This window comes from Streptomyces verrucosisporus (genome assembly GCF_017114865.1).
Lineage (GTDB): Bacteria > Actinomycetota > Actinomycetes > Streptomycetales > Streptomycetaceae > Streptomyces > Streptomyces fenghuangensis.
Map to the genome: position 1 here is coordinate 175,708 of NZ_JADEYH010000006.1, position 15,687 is coordinate 191,394.

A 15,687-nucleotide genomic window follows, 5' to 3' on the forward strand; every position below is an offset into this window, starting at 1 on the left:
GAGGCGGAAGGGACCCTCAGGGCCGTACGACGGTCAGCCCGGCCTGCTCGGCCGCGTCGAAGGGGTCGTCCACGGCGACCACCTCACGGCCGGCCGCGTCCAGCATCGAGGCGGCGATCGTCGCGCGCATCCCGCTGGCGCAGTGGACCCAGACGGTCCCGTCGGGCACCTCCGCGACGCGCTCGTGGAGCTGGTGGATCGGGATGTGGGCCGAGTCCTCGACATAGCCGTTCGCGCGCTCGGAGTCGCGGCGCACGTCGAGCACCACCACCTCCTCGCCGCGCTCGCGGACGCCGGCCAGCTCGGCGAAGGCCGCCCGGGGGAAGGAGCGCGGCTGCTCGCCGTCGCCGAGCCAGTCGGCAAGGCCGCCGGTGGCGGCCGCGGCGGGCCGGTCGATGCCGACCCTGGCCAGCTCCCGCTGGGCGTCGGCGAGCTGTTCGGAGCTCTCGGCCAGCAGTGTGACCGGCTTGCCCCAGGGGATCAGCCAGGCCAGGTAGGTGGCGAGCTTGCCGTCGGCCTCGAAGTTGTACGCGCCCGCCACATGGCCCTCGGCGAACGCCACACGGCTGCGCAGGTCCACCACCCACTCCCCCGCGGCCAGCCGGGCGGCGATCTCCCCCGCGTCCGCGCGCCGGGGCGGGGTGAGGTCGATCGGCTCCGGTCCGGTGGAGTTCACCGGCCCCATGTGGGCGTAGTACGCGGGGATGTCGTCCAGGCCGGCGAGCAGGTCGGCGACGAACTCGTCGACATCCTTGACCAGCGCGTCATTGGTCTCGCGTTCCTTGCCGACGGTGGTGGAGTCGCCCTCGGCCTGGGTGGAGGAGCAGAAGCTGCCGAAGCCGTGGGTCGGCATCACGGGCACGTCGTCGTCCAGCTCGTCGGCCAGCCGGTGGGCGGAGGCGTGCTGGGCGCGGGCCAGTTCGCGCGTCATACGGGGCTCGACCAGATCCGGCCGTCCGACGGCGCCGATCAGCAGCGAGCCGCCGGTGAAGACGGCGACCGCGCGTCCGTCCTCCTCCAGGACGTAGGAGGTGTGGTGCGGGGTGTGGCCGGGGGTGGCCAGCGCGCGCAGCGCCAGCCCTTCCTCGATTCCGGCGGTGTCGCCGTCGGCCACCGGCGTCCGGGGGTACGACACACGGGCGCCGGCGGGCACCAGGTACTCCGCGCCCGTCACACGGGCCAGCTCCAGCCCGCCGGTGACGTAGTCGTTGTGCACATGGGTCTCGACGACGAGGGCGATCCGCACCTCCCGCCGGGCCGCCAGTGCGAGCATCCGGTCGATGTCCCGCGGCGGGTCCACCACGACGGCCGCCGACCGGCCCCCGGCGAGATAGCCGCGATTGCCCAGTCCCTGGATCTCCACGGTGTCGACGAAGAACACGGTGCCGCTCCTTCCGGATCGCTCTGCCCCGGGGGATGTGATCACCACCGTAACACATACCCAGGGGGGTATTTTGGGAGTCGGGTGCCGCGTAGCCCCTACTCCGGCGGGTACCCGCCGGGGCGAGCGGAAACGGGCGCCGCGCACCGGCCCGTGACACCACCGAGCACAGGAGAGTTACGACGTGAGCTACGACCGCACCGTCCGGGTGAGCACCGACTTCGACACCACCGTGACCGCCGTGCGCGACGCACTGGCCGAACAGGGCTTCGGCGTCCTCACCGAGATCGACGTCACCGCCATCCTGAAGAAGAAGCTCGACCAGGACATCGAGGACTACCTGATCCTGGGCGCCTGCGACCCGCAACTGGCCCACCGGGCACTGGAGAACGACCGCGACATCGGCCTGCTGCTCCCGTGCAACGTGGTCGTGCGCCGAGACGGCGACCAGACGGTCGTCCAGGTCCTCGATCCCAACACCATGGTGACCCTCACCGGGCTGCCGCCATGGAGCCCGTCGCCTCCGAGGCCACCCGGCGCCTGGACGCGGCCCTGGCCGCCCTGGGCTGACCCGGCCCGCTCCGCGAGGGAACCCCCTCCGAGCACCCGCCGGACGAGTGGCGGGGCGCGGGCGGCGGCGCGATGCTGGAGACATGAGCGGACACCGGCGGGGAGCCCGCCTGCTCCCCCTCACCGCGGCCTCCGCGCTCTACGCGCTCCGGCTCCGCCCCCGGCTGCTGACCTGGGGCGCGACCGAGGAGGAGGCCGCCAGTACCTACCCCGGCGACGACCTCGTCCCCGACGCCACCAGCACCTCGACGATGGCCACCACCCTCCCGGCGGCTGTCCGGCCTGCTCGGCGCCCTCGCCCTGGCCGTCGTCACCGCCCTCGCCGCCACCGGCGGCGCGGCCCCTCTCCCACCCACGACCGGCCAGGCGAACGCCCGCCGCACCGCGGCTGCGCCCCCTCCCCCGCCCTGCTGTTCTGCGAGGACTTCGAGGACCTGCCGCGCGGCGCGGGCACCAGCACGGACTGGGGCGTGGACACCCGGCACGGCACGCTGACCGTGGAGCGGTCCGCCGGACGCCACCGCCGCCACACAGGAGGGCACCGGCCGGGGCGGGTGCTGCACCTGCGCACCGAGGGCAACGGCCACGCCTTCCTGGAGGTCGACGACTTCGACGCCCCGGGCAACAGCTTCTTCGGCCGGATACAGGTCCGTGTGGACGCCTTCCCCACCGCCCCGGACTGGGCCCACTTCACCCTGGTCGAGGCCACCGGCCGTGGTGACGGCAGCGTGGTGCGACCCATCGGCGGCCAGTACGTGCCGACCGTCGGCGGCGGGACGCAGCTGTGGGGCGTGGGCTCCGACGGCGGGCCGACGGGCGACTGGACCGACTGGCGCGAGTCCGCCCCGGCCGAGGCCGGGAAGTGGACGTGCCTGGAGTGGGAGACGGACGCGGACGACAACCGCGTCTCGGTCTGGATCGACGGCGAGCCCAAGCCGGATCTGACCGTCACCACCACCCGCCACGGCGGCAATCCGGTCGACTTCGTCCTCCCCGACGTCGACACCGTCCGCATCGGCTGGCAGCTCTACCAGGGCGACCCCGCCCCCGGCCCCTACGACCTGCTCCTGGACGACCTGGCCCTGTCCACCGAGCGTGTGGGCTGCCGTCGCTGACGGTCCGTCCTCCCGCAGCGGCCACTCCCGGCAGGAGCCCACTCGATGCGCAGCGTCCACGTCATCGTCCACCCGGAGGCGACGCACCACGTGGAAAAAGTCGTCGGCGGATGGCACGACTCGTCTCTCACGCCCGCGGGCAGGCGCGCGGCGGCCTCCATCGCCCAGGCGTTACGGGCCCGGATCCCCGAAGGGACCGAGGTGGAGGTGGTCTCCTCGGATCTGCTGCGCGCCCGGCAGACGGCCGACCGCGTGGCCGGACTGCTGGGCGTGGAAGCACTGCTGGACCGCAGGCTGCGGGAGAAGCCCTACGGGGAGGCCGAGGGGAGGCCGCAGGAGTGGCTGGACCGGCGGTTCGTCCCGCCACCGGCCGCCGGGGACCGGATGGGCCACCACGAGGGCGTACGGGGAGCCGAGACCAGGGCGGAGTGCGCGCGGCGCGTCTACGCGGCCATGGACGAGATCCTGCGGCGCCCGTGCGGGCACCAGATCGTCGTGACGCACGGTTTCGCCCTGACCTTCGTCGTGGCGTTCTGGATCGGGATGCCGTTCGGGTCGCTGGGCTCCGTCAGCTTCCGGGCTCCGTCCGGCAGCATCACCGTCCTCCGTGAGGACGACTTCTTCCACAACCGCCAGGTCGCCGTCCTCGGCGACACCGGCCACCTCGGACGGTGAACGGGACGCCGCCCCCTGGCGGGTGGACGGGCCGGCCCGGTTGCCCCGGCGCGGCGCGGCGACCGCCGCGCATCAGAGCGCGCCGGCGCCGAGCCAGGCGGCGAGTGCGGTGAAGTCCTCGTCGGTGAGCCCCCTGGCCGGGTCGACACGGTGGAGCAGCGCCGGCGCCCGGTGCTGTGCGTCGACCCAGAGGCGGTCCAAGGCGCCGATCTCGTCGTCGATCCAGACGAACGGGCGGCGGCCGGCCCACTCGACGAGATGAGGGGTCTTCCAGTGCAGGCCCTGCGGCCCATGGCCGGCGAAGGTGTCCGGCCACCTCACCACGGGCAGCCTCGGCAGCCCGATGCGCGGGGCGACGGCCTCGTTGGCCTCGTCCATCCAGGTCGTAGCCCACACCAGGTCGCAGCCCAGCGCCGCCAGACGCGGCCCGGCGGCGGGGTCGAGCCGCTCCAGCAGCGGGTTTCCCGGCCCGCCGGGCGCCGCGGGGGCGGGCACGGGCGTCCGCCGGGACCGGTGGGACGGCGCACCGAACGGGATGAGCGGTCCGTCGACGTCGAGGAAGAGGATGGGGCGCTGCGCCGGTCCGGTCACGGCAGCACGATAGTCCCTCGCCGCGGGCAGTCGGCCCGGCTTGTCGGCGCGGTGGGGCAACCGTGAGGGGTGGTGAGGAGCGGCCGGGGCCCGGCCGCCCCTCACCACCCCCGTGGCGGGACCGGCGTCCGTCAGGTCACCCGGCGGCGGATCCACCACCAGGAGCCGCCTTCAGCCTCCGCCGGGCGGTGAATCGTGGTCGGGTGGTGCGCGTCGCCGCGAAGTCACCGGTCACGGGCGGGAACCGCCGGCTTCGCCGACGGTCGCCCGTCCTCCGGAAAGCGGCGGTCCGCCGGGCGCCCCGTTGGAGACGGGGCGCCCGGCGGGCCGGTTCGGGCAGGTGGGGCTGACGGTCAGCGGGCCAGGCGGTGGGCCTCGGCCAGGTGACGGACGGCCTTGGCGTAGTCGCCGGAAGCCAGGGCGTGGTCGGCGTCCGCGGTGCGGGACACCGCGCGCTCCGGGGCGCCGTCACCGGCCTTCAGCAGGGTGGCCTGGGCGATGTCCCGGGCCACCGAGGCGAGTTGGTCCGCCTGGAGGTAGGAGTCGGCCTTCGACTTCTCCAGCAGGGCGGCGGCCCTGGAAAGGCGCTTCAGGACCGCGTCCGCGTTCCGCACCGTGCCGTCGTCCCGGAAGTTGGAGCGCTTCAGGGCGAGGCGGACGTGGACGGCCGCGACGCGGGAGGCGATGTCGCGGCGCTCCCGCAGCTCGTCTTGGACGTCCTCCAGCCGGTCACGGGCGCTGTCGGTGCGCAGACCCCAGCCGTACGGGTAGAGGGGGTCATAGGAGGCGTCGCCGACGTTGACCGGGACCTGCGCGTCCGAGCGCGGCCAGCTCACCGGCAGGCGGCCGGTGAAGGGCCGCTCGCCGAAGAGGGTGTCGGCCACGCCCGTGCCCTCGGTGCCCGGCAGCCAGGAGGCCACCAGGGCGTCGATGTCGCCGAGTTGGTCGGTGATGATCTGCGGGCGTCCGGAGACGACCAGCACCGCGCAGTCCATGGCGCCGCAGACGGTGTCGATCGCCTTCCTGTCCGCCTCGGACAGCTGGAGGTCGTGCCCGTTGCCGACGTCGCCGACGCCCTCGGCGTAAGGAGTCTCGCCGACCACCACGATGCCCGTCCGGTGCCCGTCGGTGGGCGCGGAGGCGTCCTCGCTGAAGGTGACGGAGGCGTCCGGGGCCGCCTGGCGGATGCCCTCGACGACGGTGGTGCCCTCGGTGATGTCGCCGGAGGAGCCCTGCCAGGAGATGGTCCAGCCGCCGGCCTGGTTGCCGATGTCGTCGGCGTTGGATCCGGCGACGTAGAGCTTCCCGTCGCCGCTCAGCGGCAGCAGGTTCCCCTCGTTCTTCAGCAGCACCTGGGAGTCGGCGGCGGCCCGGCGGGCCAGCTCGCGGTGGGGTGCGGAGCCGACGGAGTCCAGGTGGGTGCGGTCGGCGTAGGGCTTCTCGAACAGGCCGAGCTGGAACTTCTTGGTGAGGATGCGGGTCACCGCGTCGTCGATCCGCGCCATGGGCACGGCGCCGGAGCCGACCTGCTCGCGCAGGGTGGAGGTGAAGCCCTTGTAGTCGTACGGCACCATGATCATGTCGAGTCCGGCGTTGATCGAGGTCCGCACGTCGGAGGCGTAGTCGCCGGGGATCTGGTCGATGGCCTCCCAGTCGCTGATCACGAATCCGTCGAAGCCGAGGTCGCCCTTGAGGACGTCCGTGATCAGGTCGGCGTGGGCGTGCATCTTGACCGGCCCCTGGCCGTCACCGGGGAAGTCGACGCTGGAGAAGGACGGCATGACGGTGCCGACCCCCTCGTCGACGGCTTCCACGAAGGGGGCGAGGTGGACGGTCTCCAGCTCCTCGCGCGTCGTCCTGGTGACGCCCTGGTCGATGGTGTACGTGCCCGTGGTGGAGGAGCCGAACTCGGTGCCGCCGTCGCCGACGTAGTGCTTGGCGGTGGCCAGCACCCGGTCGGCGTCCTTCAGGTCCCGGCCGTCGGCGCGGCCCTGGTAGCCCTGGACGGCCGTGGCCAGCCGCGTGACCAGCGCCGGGTCCTCGGAGAAGGCCTCGTACGCCCGTCCCCAGCGCTCGTCGCGGCTGACGCACAGGCAGGGGCTGAAGTTCCAGGGGACGCCGGTGGCGCGGACCTCCCTGGCGGTGGCGTGGGCGGTGTCCTCGACCAGTTCCGGGTCGCGGGCGGCGCCGAGGCCGGTGTTGTGCGGGAAGACGGTGGCGCCGACGACGTTGTTGTGGCCGTGGACGGCGTCGACTCCGTAGATCAGCGGGATCTGCAGCCGGGTCTGCTGGGCGCGCAGCTGGAAGCCGTCGATCATGTCGGCCCAGGCCTCGGGGGTGTTGGGGGCGGGGTTGGAGCCGCCGCCGGACAGCAGCGAGCCCAGTTCGTAGGAGGCGATGTGGTCCTGGGCCTCCAGGGCCCCGCGCTCGGCCTGGGTCATCTGGCCGATCTTCTCGTCCACCGTCATCCGGGACAGCAGGTCCTTCACGCGCTTGTCCACCGGGAGCCGGGGGTCCTGGTACGGCAGGCCGTGCGCGTCGATGACGACGGTGGGCGGGTCGTCGGGGGCGCGTGCGCCGTCGGCGGAGAGGGTGACGGGGATGGTCCTGGCGGTGGCCGGTTCGTCGTCGCGCTCGGTGTCGACGGTGAAGGTCCTCACCGTGCCGGAGGGGGTGCCGGCGGGGAAGGTGAGGGTGCCCTCGACCGGGGTGTAGTCCTCGCCGGGCTCCGCGGTGCCCTCGCCGGTGGCGTAGGTGACGGTGACGGGCTCGGCCAGCGGTACGCCGCCGGTGGTGCCCACCGACACCTCAACGGTGGCGGTGCCTCCGTGCTCGACGGTGTAGACGGGCCGGTCGGTGGTGACGCGGGCCCGCACCCCGCCCACGCCGTACAGCTCGACCTGGTCGAACTCCAGGGCGCCGGAGGCGGTGGGCAGGTTGACGGCGTAGCCCCACATCCGGGTCAGGTCCAGCACGCCGTCGTCCGGGGCGCCGGCGGGCTGGTAGTCGGGGCGCCGGACGAAGTCCTCGAAGGGGGTGCGCACCTGCTTCCAGCCGTCGGTGTCGTCGGTGAAGTAGCCGGCCCACAGCTCGGCCTGACCGGCGTTCGGGCCGCCGTCCTTGACCTCGAACTGGACGCGCTCCCCGCTGCCGGTGCCCTTGACCCAGAAGGAGAAGCCCTCGTGGCCGCTCCAGTCCTCGGCGCCGGTCAGGGAGTGGTCGAAACCGCCCCAGGCGGCGATGTCGTACTCCACGCGCATGGCGCGGTTGAAGGCGTTGGCGCCCGGGCGGGCCTCGGCGGCGACCTGGCTGAGCCGGGGGGTGTCCTCGGGGGTGCTGCCGTAGGTGCCGATGGGGCCGGGCACGGCGCTGTCGAAGTCGTCCAGGACGCGGTCCTGCGCGGCGGCCGACGCGGCGGGGGTCAGGCCGGAGGCGAGCAGGGCGAGGAGGGCGCCGAGGGTCGCTGCGGCCGTTCGTCCGCGCCGCCTTCGCCGGCCTCCTTCCCCGGGCCCCGTTCGTGCGTGCAGCGGCTGTTCCATGGCGGCTCCCTCGGGGTGGTCGAAGTTTTCAACACTTGGACACACGGAGACACAGGCGCACTGTCATGCGCACGGCGCTGATCCTGTATGCGACCGGATGGGCCGTCAATACCCTTGATCTGTAAACCTCTTGGAGGCGGGAACCCTCCCGGCGCTCCTGTCGACCGAGGAATGAGAGCGCTCTCGGCATCGTGGCAGATGAGGGGCCCGCAGGGCGATCGCAACCGCCCCGCGGACCCCGGCCGCGCCATCGCTCACCGGGTGCCCGGCGAACGGTCAGCCGTCCCCCGGATAGCGGACCCCGACGCGCTCGCGGACGGCGTCCAGCGTCGTCATCACCGCCAGCGTCCCGTCCAGCGGCACCAGCGGGGACTCCGTCTCCTTCTCCCGCAGGCAGCGCATCACCTCGGCCGCCTCGGGCCCGTAGCCGGTGCCGCCCTCGGCCCGCGGCACCCGGACCTCCTCGGCCTCTCGCCCCTCGCGATGCAGTACGAAGGACTCCGGGGCGAAGAAGCCGTGCGGCAGCTCGATGCGCCCCCGGGTGCCGCTGACGGCCGCCACGGTGGGACTGGCGGAGGCGATGGAGCAGGAGAGGGTCGCGACGGCTCCGCTGTCGTAACCCAGCAGGACTCCGGTGGTCTCGTCCACGCCCTCGGGCGTCAGATGGGCCCAGGCGGCGACGGAGGAGGGCTCGCCCAGGACGAGGTGGGCGAAGGAGACCGGGTAGACGCCCAGGTCCAGCAGGGCGCCGCCCCCCAGCCGGGGGTCGCGCAGGCGGTGCGAGGCGTCCGAAGGGGCGACGATGCCGAAGTCGGCGTGGACCGAGCGCACCTCGCCGATCGCGCCGTCGGCGACGAGGTCGAGCATGCGGCGGACCACCGGGTTGCAGTAGGTCCACATGGCCTCCATCAGGAAGACGCCCCTGTGGCGCGCCAGCGCGACCATCTCCCGCGCCTGGGCGAGGTTGAGGGTGAGGGGCTTCTCGCACAGCACCGCCTTGCCCGCCTCCAGGCAGACGGTGGCGGCCTCCAGGTGCGCCGAATGGGGCGTGGCGACGTAGACCACGTCCACGTCCGGGTCGGCGGCCAGTTCGGCCCAGCTTCCGTAGGCGCGCGGGGCGCCGTGCTCGTCGGCGAAGCGGCGGGCGGACTCGGGCGAGCGCGAGCCCACCGCGAGGAGTTCACCGCCGGGCAGGGCCGCGAGGTCGCGGGCGAAGGCTCCGGCTATGCCGCCGGTGGCGAGGATGCCCCATCTGATCGTGTCGTCGGTGCGCGTCATGTGCTCCCCCGGGTGCGGGCCGGATCCGGCGTGGGCGTGTCGGCGATCACACTACGGCGGGCGCGCAGAGTACGGGCGGGCTGTCCGCATGGTGTACGCCGGCCCGGCGGGGAGCGGGACGGCGGGGACGCGCGGGTTACGGTGGGAATCGTGCTTGTGCTGATCATGTCCGACACCCACCTGCCCAGGCGCGCCAAGCGGTTGCCCGGCGAGCTGCTGGAGCGCGTGGCGGAGGCGGACGTGGTGGTCCACGCCGGCGACTGGGTGGACGCCGCCACCCTCGACCTCCTCCAGGAGCGCTCCCGGCGCCTGATCGGTGTGTACGGCAACAACGACGGGCCCGAACTGCGCGCCCGGCTGCCGGAGGTGGCCCGCGCCGAGCTGGACGGGCTGCGCCTGGGGGCCATCCACGAGACGGGCCCGAAGCAGGGACGGGAGAAGCGGTGCGCCGAGCGCTTCGGCGATCTGGACGTCCTGGTCTTCGGCCACAGCCACATCCCCTGGGACACCACCGCCGCCACGGCCGGCGGCAGGCCGCTGCGGCTGCTCAACCCCGGCTCCCCCACCGACCGGCGCTCCCAGCCGTACCGCACCTACATGACGGCGGTGGTGGGGGCGGGGCGGCTGGAAGCGGTCGAGCTGCACCGGCTGCCGCCGCGCGGCTGAGCACCCCCGTACCCCCGCGCCCCCGCCGCCGGACGGGAGCCCCGCGCGTTTCCGCCCGGGGACGGCGAGCAGAAGAGGGGGAGGGCGTCCGTCCCGGCCCCGGGCCGCCCGCCGGGCGGCGAGCGAGGAGGTCCGTTGGAGACCTGGCAGGTCGTACTGATCGCCGTCGGCGCGGTGCTCGCCGCCGCGACACTGGCCGTCGCCGCCGTCCTGCTGGTCAGGCTGGTGCGCACCTATCTGCTCCTGCGCGGCGCGGACATCCCCGTGAGCGCCAGGGCCGCGTTCTGGGTGGCGCTGGTCTACACGGTCTTTCCCGTCGACCTGCTTCCGGATCCGGTGTACCTGGACGATGTCGGGCTGCTGCTCCTCGTCCTCCACCACCTGGGCGCGGTGGCGCGGAGGTACGGGCGGGCTCCCGGGGAGGCAAAGGCGGCTCCCCCGGAGACCCCGGAGGTTCACCGCCGGCGCTGACGGAGCCGCGGAAGCGTACGCGTTCGTCCCCGTCGCGGAACTACTCTCGTGGCATGACACAGCGGGACGAGGGGGCGGTGAGTCCGGTGGATTCGGTGGGCCCGGTGGATCCGGTGGAGGGCGCGGCCCCGGTGATCGATCTCAACGCCGACCTGGGCGAGGGCTTCGGACGGTGGGAGCTCACCCACGACGAGGCGCTGCTCTCGGTCGTCAGCAGCGCCAACATCGCCTGCGGTTTCCACGCCGGGGACCCCTCCACCATGCGCCGGGTGTGCGCGCAGGCGGCCGAGCGGGGGGTGGCGATCGGCGCCCAGGTCGCCTACCGCGACCTGGCGGGTTTCGGGCGGCGGCCGATGGAGGTCCCCGAGGACGAGCTGGCCGACGAGATCGCCTACCAGATCGGCGCCCTGCGGGTGTTCGCCGAGTCCGCCGGGGCGCGGGTGGCGTACGTCAAACCGCACGGCGCGCTCTACAACCGGGCGGTGCACGACGAGAGCCAGGCGCGGGCGGTGGTGTCCGGGGTGCTGCTGGCGGGCGGGGAGCTGCCGGTGCTGGGGCTGCCCGGGTCGCTGCTGCTGGGGGCCGCCGAGGAGGCCGGGCTGCCCGCGGTCGCCGAGGCGTTCGCCGACCGCGGCTACACCGCGCTGGGCACGCTGGTGTCCCGGCGGGAACCGGGGGCGGTGATCCACGAGCCGGACGCCGTGGTCTCCCAGGCGCTGGGCATCGCGCTGCGCGGGAGTGTGTCCACCGGCGAAGGCGGGGAGGTCGCCGCCGGCGCCAGGTCGCTGTGCGTGCACGGCGACACCCCGGGCGCCGTCGCGCTCGCCCGGCGGGTGCGGCAGGCCCTCGCGGAGGCCGGGGTGCGGATCGAGGCGTTCGTGCCGTGAGGGTGAGGAGGGTGCTGCCCATGGGCAGGCGCGCCCTGCTGCTGGAGGTGGACGGCGCCGAGCGGGCCCAGGCCCTCCACGCCGAGCTGGTGCGGCTGCGGGAGACCGGAGAGCTTCCCGAGGTGGAGGAGATCGTCCCGGCCGCGGCCACCGTCCTGCTGGACGGGCTGGAGGACCCGGGCGCGGTGGCGCGGTGGCTGCGGGGCAGGGAGTTCCCCGGCGCCGTCCCGGCGGACACCGCCGCGGTGGTGCTGCCGGTGTGCTACGACGGCCCCGATCTGGCCGGGGTGGCGGCGCTGTGGGGGGTGGACGAGGAGGAGGCGGTCGCGATCCACACGCGCACCGAGTTCCGGGTGGCCTTCTGCGGGTTCGCCCCCGGGTTCGGCTATCTCACCGGGCTGCCCGGTGAGCTGGGCGTGCCCCGCCGTGCCGTCCCCCGCACCTCGGTGCCGCCGGGCTCGGTGGGGCTGGCCGGGGCGTACACGGGGGTGTATCCGCGCACCTCGCCCGGCGGCTGGCAGCTGATCGGCCGGACGGACGCGGTGCTGTGGGACGTGTGCCGGGAGCCGGCCGCGCTGCTGGCCCCGGGCACCCGGGTGCGTTTCGAGGCGGTGGTATGACGGGCGCGGGTGTGCTGGAGGTCCTGCGGCCGGGTGCGCTGACCACCGTGCAGGATCTGGGCCGGGTGGGCCTGGCCCATCTGGGGGTGCCGCGTTCGGGGGCGCTGGACTCCCCCGCCCACCGGCTCGCCAACCGCCTGGTGGGCAACGAGCCCGGTGCCGCGACGCTGGAGACCACCCTCACCGGATGCGCGGTGCGCCCGGACCGGGCTGTGGTGGCGGCGGTGACCGGCGCTCCGTGCCCGGTGCGGCTCGACGGCCGGCCGGCGCCGTGGGGAGCGGCGGTACGGGTGCCGGGCGGGGCGGTGCTGGAGGTCGGTGCCGCGCGGGCCGGGGTGCGCAGCTATCTGGCCGTGGCCGGCGGCGTCGGCGTCGAGCCGGTGCTCGGCAGCCGCTCCACCGATCTGCTGTCCGGGCTCGGCCCGGCGCCGCTGTCAGCGGGGGCGCTGCTGCCTGTGGGGCCGGTGGCGGGGCCGGTGCCCTGGGCCGACGCGGTCGCCTCCGCCGCTCCGGGGCCGCCGTCGGGCGAGCTGGTGCTGCCGCTGGTGCCCGGGCCGCGCGAGGACTGGTTCACCCCGGCCGCGCTGCGCGCGCTGGCCCGGGGGGTCTACCGGGTGTCCGCCGAGAGCAACCGCATCGGTCTGCGGACCGGGGGGCCCGCCCTGGAGAGGTCGGTGCGGGGCGAGCTGCCCAGCGAGGGCATGGTGGCGGGCGCGGTGCAGGTGCCGCCGGGCGGCGAGCCGATGGTCTTCCTCGCCGACCATCCGACCACGGGGGGCTATCCGGTGGTCGGCGTGGTGCCGCGGGAGGCGCTGGCGGCGGCGGCTCAGGCGGTGCCGGGGCTGCGGGTGCGCTTCGTCCCGCTGCGGCGCTGAGCCCCGGCGCGGCGGGATGCGTCCGGCGACGCCCCGGGCCGCCCGCCCCGGATCTCAGCTTCCGGGCTCCCGGCCGGAGCCGGAGGCGTCCTCCTCCGCCCGCCGGGCCTTGCCGGAGGCGTCCTCCTCGGCCTCGACGCCCTTGAGCGGTTCGCCCTCGACGGTGCCGCCGCCGGAGAAGCCCTCGGCGGCGCTCGCCGTGCCGGGGACGGTGCGGTGCTCCATCGGCGTCTCCCGGCCGGAGTGGGCTCCGGGGCCCCGGTCGGCCGGGTCGGTGCGGCGCCCGGCCCCGTGGCCGTGCTCGCCCTCGCCCTGCTCCTGGTGCCTGTTCGTCTCGCCCATGACCGTCGTCCTCACCGTGTGTCGCGTTCGGGTGCACGGCGCAGGTACCCGGTGCGCGGGAGCGGAAACGGCGGGCCGGCGGCAGCGGGAACGGCCGGGCGCCAGGACCTGGAGGGCCTGGTCAGCGCATCCGGACGCCGACGACGCAGGTGTCGTCGTCGGTGTCGGAGTTGCTGTGGGTCAGCAGGCGGTCGAGCTGCTTGTCCAGGGTGGCGCCGGAGTCCCGGGCGAGGGCCATGAGCTGGTCCAGGGACTCCTGCAGGGAGCGGTCCCGGCGCTCGATGAGGCCGTCGGTGTACATCAGCAGCATGTCGCCGGTCTCCAGCGCCAGTTTCTCCTCCTCGTAGCCGGCCTCCGCGATGGCGCCGAGCAGGAGTCCGCCGACCAGCGGCAGCGTGGCGGCCTCCCCCCGGCGCACCAGGACCGGCGGCGGGTGGCCGGCCCGGGCCCAGCGCAGTGTCCGGGTGTCCGGGTCGTACAGGCCGCAGACGGCGGTGGCGGTGACGTTCTCGGTGAGGTGGTGGGCGACGGTGTTGAGCCAGGCCAGTATCTGGGCGGGTCCGGCTCCGGTGGTGGCCAGACCGCGCAGGGCGTTGCGCAGGACGACCATGCCGGTGGCCGCCTCGATGCCGTGGCCGGCCACGTCGCCGACGGAGAGCAGCACCTGGCCGGACGGCAGGACGACGGCGTCGTACCAGTCACCGCCGACCAGGTGGTCCTTCTCGGCGGGGCGGTAGCGCACCGCGATGTCCAGCCCTCCGGCGTCGATGGGGCCCCGGGTGGGCGGCATGATGGCGCGCTGGAGCTGGAGGGTCATGCGGTTGCGCTCGGCGGCCTGCTGCTCGGTCTGGGCCAGCTGGTCGCGGGTGGCGCCCAGCGCGACCTCCGTCCAGTGCTGTGCGGAGACGTCCTGGTAGGCGCCGCGCACCGCGACCAGCCGGCCCCCCTCGTCGAGGGCCGGTTCGGCGACCACGCGGATGTGCCGCACGATCCCGTCGGTCCGCTGGAGGCGGAAGGCCGTGGTGGCGGGGCGGCGGTGGTGCAGCAGGGTGCGCAGGAAGCGCCCGATGGCGGCCTCGTCGTCGGCGTGGGTGTGGGCGGGAAGCTGTTCCAGGGGGATCGGCGCGGCGGTGGGCGGCAGTCCGTGGAGGGCGAAGAGCTGGCTGTTCCAGACGATCTCGCCGGTGACCAGGTTCTCCTCGAAGCCGCCGATGCGGCCCAGGCGCTGGGCGTGCTGGAGCACGCTCGCCAGCCGTGCCGCCTCGTCCTGGACGCGCCAGATGAGCAGGACGTTCTCGCCGTGGCGGCTGATGCTGACGGCCGCCTCCACCGTCAGCGGCACCTGGCCGACCAGGGCGCGCAGCACCATCCGTTCGGCGCGGAACGGCTCGCCGGTGGCGTGGACGTGCTCGATCCTCTCGTACAGGCCGCTCTCGCCCACCGCCATCGGGTAGGCCTCCAGCAGCAGCGATCCGGCGACGGCGCCGCGCGGACGGCCCGCCGGGTCGACGAAGTGGGCGCTGACGTGGTGGATGCGGAAGTCGGCGAGCCGGCCCTCGGCGTCCGGCTGGGGCACCAGCACCAGGGCCGGGTCCAGCAGGCCGTCGGCGAAGTCCACCAGTTCCGAGGCACCCGGGCGCCGTGCCTGGAGGACATCCCCCGCCTCCATCGCGCTCCCCGCGCGGCTGTCCAGGGTGTGGGCGCACAGTTCGGCCAGGGCCTCGATCTGCCGCTGGACCTGCGGGGGCTGCGGTTCCAGCGGGCCGGGCCAGCAGATCTCCAGGACGCCCAGGATGCGGCCGCCGTTGTCGGCGGGGACCGTGACCCGGCATCCCCGGGGCGCCTGACCGCGGCCCAGGGTGGGCAGCCCGGACTCGGCGGGGGAGGCGAACCACACGGGGCGGCGCTCGGTGAGGGCCCGGCGGGCGAGGGTGGCCACCCCCGGCGGTACGTAGTGCCACCGCGCGGCCTCCTCGGCCGCGTAGCCCGCGAAGCCGGCCAGGGTCAGGGAGGCGTCGGTGCCGGCGGCCCAGATGGCCACCGCCACGGCGCCCAGGGGGGTCAGCGCGTGCTCCAGCAGGGATTCGGCGACCGCCTGGGTGTCGTCGGCGGCCAGTGCGCCGCTCTCCGCGGTACGCAGCCGCACCGACAGCGAGGGGGTCTGCCCGCCGTCCTCGCACCGGCCGCCCTCCCGGTCCCCGTGACCGCCGTCGCCTTCTCCCGCCCTGGCCAGGAACTCGCGGGCCGCCTCGGTGACCCGGTCGTGGGCGGCCTGGTCGATGAGGTCGGCGGCCAGCTCCAGCCGGGAGAGGCCTGCCTGGTCGGCGAGGGTGTCCAGTTGCCTGGCGGCCTGCGCCGGGCCGCAGCCCAGCCGCTCGACCAGGATGCCCTTGGCCATCTCGATCAGGGCGCGGCCCTCGGCCGCCGCGTGGGCCTCGCGCACCTCGCGGCGCAGCCGCTCGACGGTGGCGGCCAGTCTGCCGACGCGGGCGTCCGCGCCGTCGCGCGGCGGGGCCCCGTCGTACTCCCCGCGCTCGTACACCCTGCCCTCGTACGGCTGCCGCACGGACGGTGCCGGGGCCGCCGCTTCCCGCGCCGGGGCAGCGCTGGGCGGTCCATCCTCGGGGACGGACTCGTCCGGCCGCTGGGTATGCACTGCGCTGCTCCTCGGAAGAGG

The 15,687-nt window shown here is 74.7% G+C and carries 13 protein-coding genes and 1 pseudogene; 8 read left to right on the top strand and 6 right to left on the bottom strand.

All coding sequences use genetic code 11. From position 1 onward, the window contains the following. Positions 1 to 16 precede the first annotated feature (16 nt). Positions 17 to 1,381, bottom strand: coding sequence for an MBL fold metallo-hydrolase (locus tag IQ279_RS10275; protein ID WP_206348064.1), 1,365 nt, complete (start codon positions 1,379 to 1,381; stop codon positions 17 to 19). 184 nt (positions 1,382 to 1,565) lie between these two features. On the opposite strand from IQ279_RS10275, the pseudogene IQ279_RS10280 reads away from it, so the two are divergent. The 3 genes and pseudogenes from IQ279_RS10280 to IQ279_RS10290 all read left to right on the top strand — a co-directional run bounded on the left by IQ279_RS10280 (position 1,566) and on the right by IQ279_RS10290 (position 3,741). Next, positions 1,566 to 1,951: pseudogene (locus IQ279_RS10280) on the top strand (DUF302 domain-containing protein). An 83-nt stretch (positions 1,952 to 2,034) separates the two neighbouring features. After that, entirely contained in the window at positions 2,035 to 3,066 is a 1,032-nt protein-coding gene (locus tag IQ279_RS10285) for a hypothetical protein (RefSeq protein WP_241027885.1), read from the top strand. Positions 3,067 to 3,111: 45 nt separating this feature from the next. Further along, positions 3,112 to 3,741, top strand: coding sequence for a histidine phosphatase family protein (locus tag IQ279_RS10290; RefSeq protein ID WP_206348065.1), 630 nt, complete (start codon positions 3,112 to 3,114; stop codon positions 3,739 to 3,741). A gap of 72 nt (positions 3,742 to 3,813) precedes the next feature. On the opposite strand, the gene IQ279_RS10295 is transcribed toward IQ279_RS10290, so the two are convergent. The 3 genes from IQ279_RS10295 to IQ279_RS10305 form a co-directional block, all read right to left on the bottom strand. Then, positions 3,814 to 4,332 (bottom strand): HAD domain-containing protein, encoded by a 519-nt coding sequence (locus IQ279_RS10295; protein ID WP_206348066.1) that lies wholly within the window; start codon positions 4,330 to 4,332, stop codon positions 3,814 to 3,816. A gap of 353 nt (positions 4,333 to 4,685) precedes the next feature. Further along, complete coding sequence (locus tag IQ279_RS10300) at positions 4,686 to 7,871, bottom strand: glycoside hydrolase family 3 N-terminal domain-containing protein (protein ID WP_206348067.1); 3,186 nt, start codon at positions 7,869 to 7,871, stop codon at positions 4,686 to 4,688. 276 nt (positions 7,872 to 8,147) lie between these two features. Continuing rightward, entirely contained in the window at positions 8,148 to 9,149 is a 1,002-nt protein-coding gene (locus IQ279_RS10305) for a Gfo/Idh/MocA family protein (protein ID WP_206348068.1), read from the bottom strand. Positions 9,150 to 9,299: 150 nt separating this feature from the next. On the opposite strand from IQ279_RS10305, the gene IQ279_RS10310 reads away from it, so the two are divergent. The 5 genes from IQ279_RS10310 to IQ279_RS10330 all read left to right on the top strand — a co-directional run bounded on the left by IQ279_RS10310 (position 9,300) and on the right by IQ279_RS10330 (position 12,668). After that, positions 9,300 to 9,815, top strand: a complete 516-nt coding sequence (locus IQ279_RS10310) for a metallophosphoesterase family protein (RefSeq protein WP_206348069.1) — start codon at positions 9,300 to 9,302, stop codon at positions 9,813 to 9,815. Positions 9,816 to 9,950: 135 nt separating this feature from the next. Further along, positions 9,951 to 10,286: a YkvA family protein gene (locus IQ279_RS10315; RefSeq protein ID WP_206348070.1), complete on the top strand. Its 336-nt coding sequence runs from the start codon at positions 9,951 to 9,953 to the stop codon at positions 10,284 to 10,286. Between the two features lie 53 nt (positions 10,287 to 10,339). Next, positions 10,340 to 11,173 carry a LamB/YcsF family protein gene (locus tag IQ279_RS10320; RefSeq protein ID WP_206348071.1) on the top strand — a complete coding sequence of 278 codons (834 nt, stop codon included), beginning with the start codon at positions 10,340 to 10,342 and terminating at the stop codon, positions 11,171 to 11,173. Positions 11,174 to 11,193: 20 nt separating this feature from the next. Beyond that, complete coding sequence (locus IQ279_RS10325; protein WP_206348072.1) at positions 11,194 to 11,793, top strand: 5-oxoprolinase subunit B family protein; 600 nt, start codon at positions 11,194 to 11,196, stop codon at positions 11,791 to 11,793. Beyond that, complete coding sequence (locus IQ279_RS10330) at positions 11,790 to 12,668, top strand: 5-oxoprolinase subunit C family protein (RefSeq protein ID WP_206348073.1); 879 nt, start codon at positions 11,790 to 11,792, stop codon at positions 12,666 to 12,668. The genes IQ279_RS10325 and IQ279_RS10330 overlap by 4 nt, the downstream gene beginning before the upstream one ends. A 54-nt stretch (positions 12,669 to 12,722) precedes the next feature. Here IQ279_RS10330 and IQ279_RS10335 read toward each other — a convergent pair whose 3' ends face one another. Both IQ279_RS10335 and IQ279_RS10340 read right to left on the bottom strand, forming a co-directional pair. Beyond that, positions 12,723 to 13,010, bottom strand: coding sequence for a hypothetical protein (locus IQ279_RS10335; protein ID WP_241027886.1), 288 nt, complete (start codon positions 13,008 to 13,010; stop codon positions 12,723 to 12,725). 121 nt (positions 13,011 to 13,131) lie between these two features. After that, positions 13,132 to 15,666: a SpoIIE family protein phosphatase gene (locus tag IQ279_RS10340; RefSeq protein WP_206348074.1), complete on the bottom strand. Its 2,535-nt coding sequence runs from the start codon at positions 15,664 to 15,666 to the stop codon at positions 13,132 to 13,134. Positions 15,667 to 15,687: the final 21 nt, after the last annotated feature.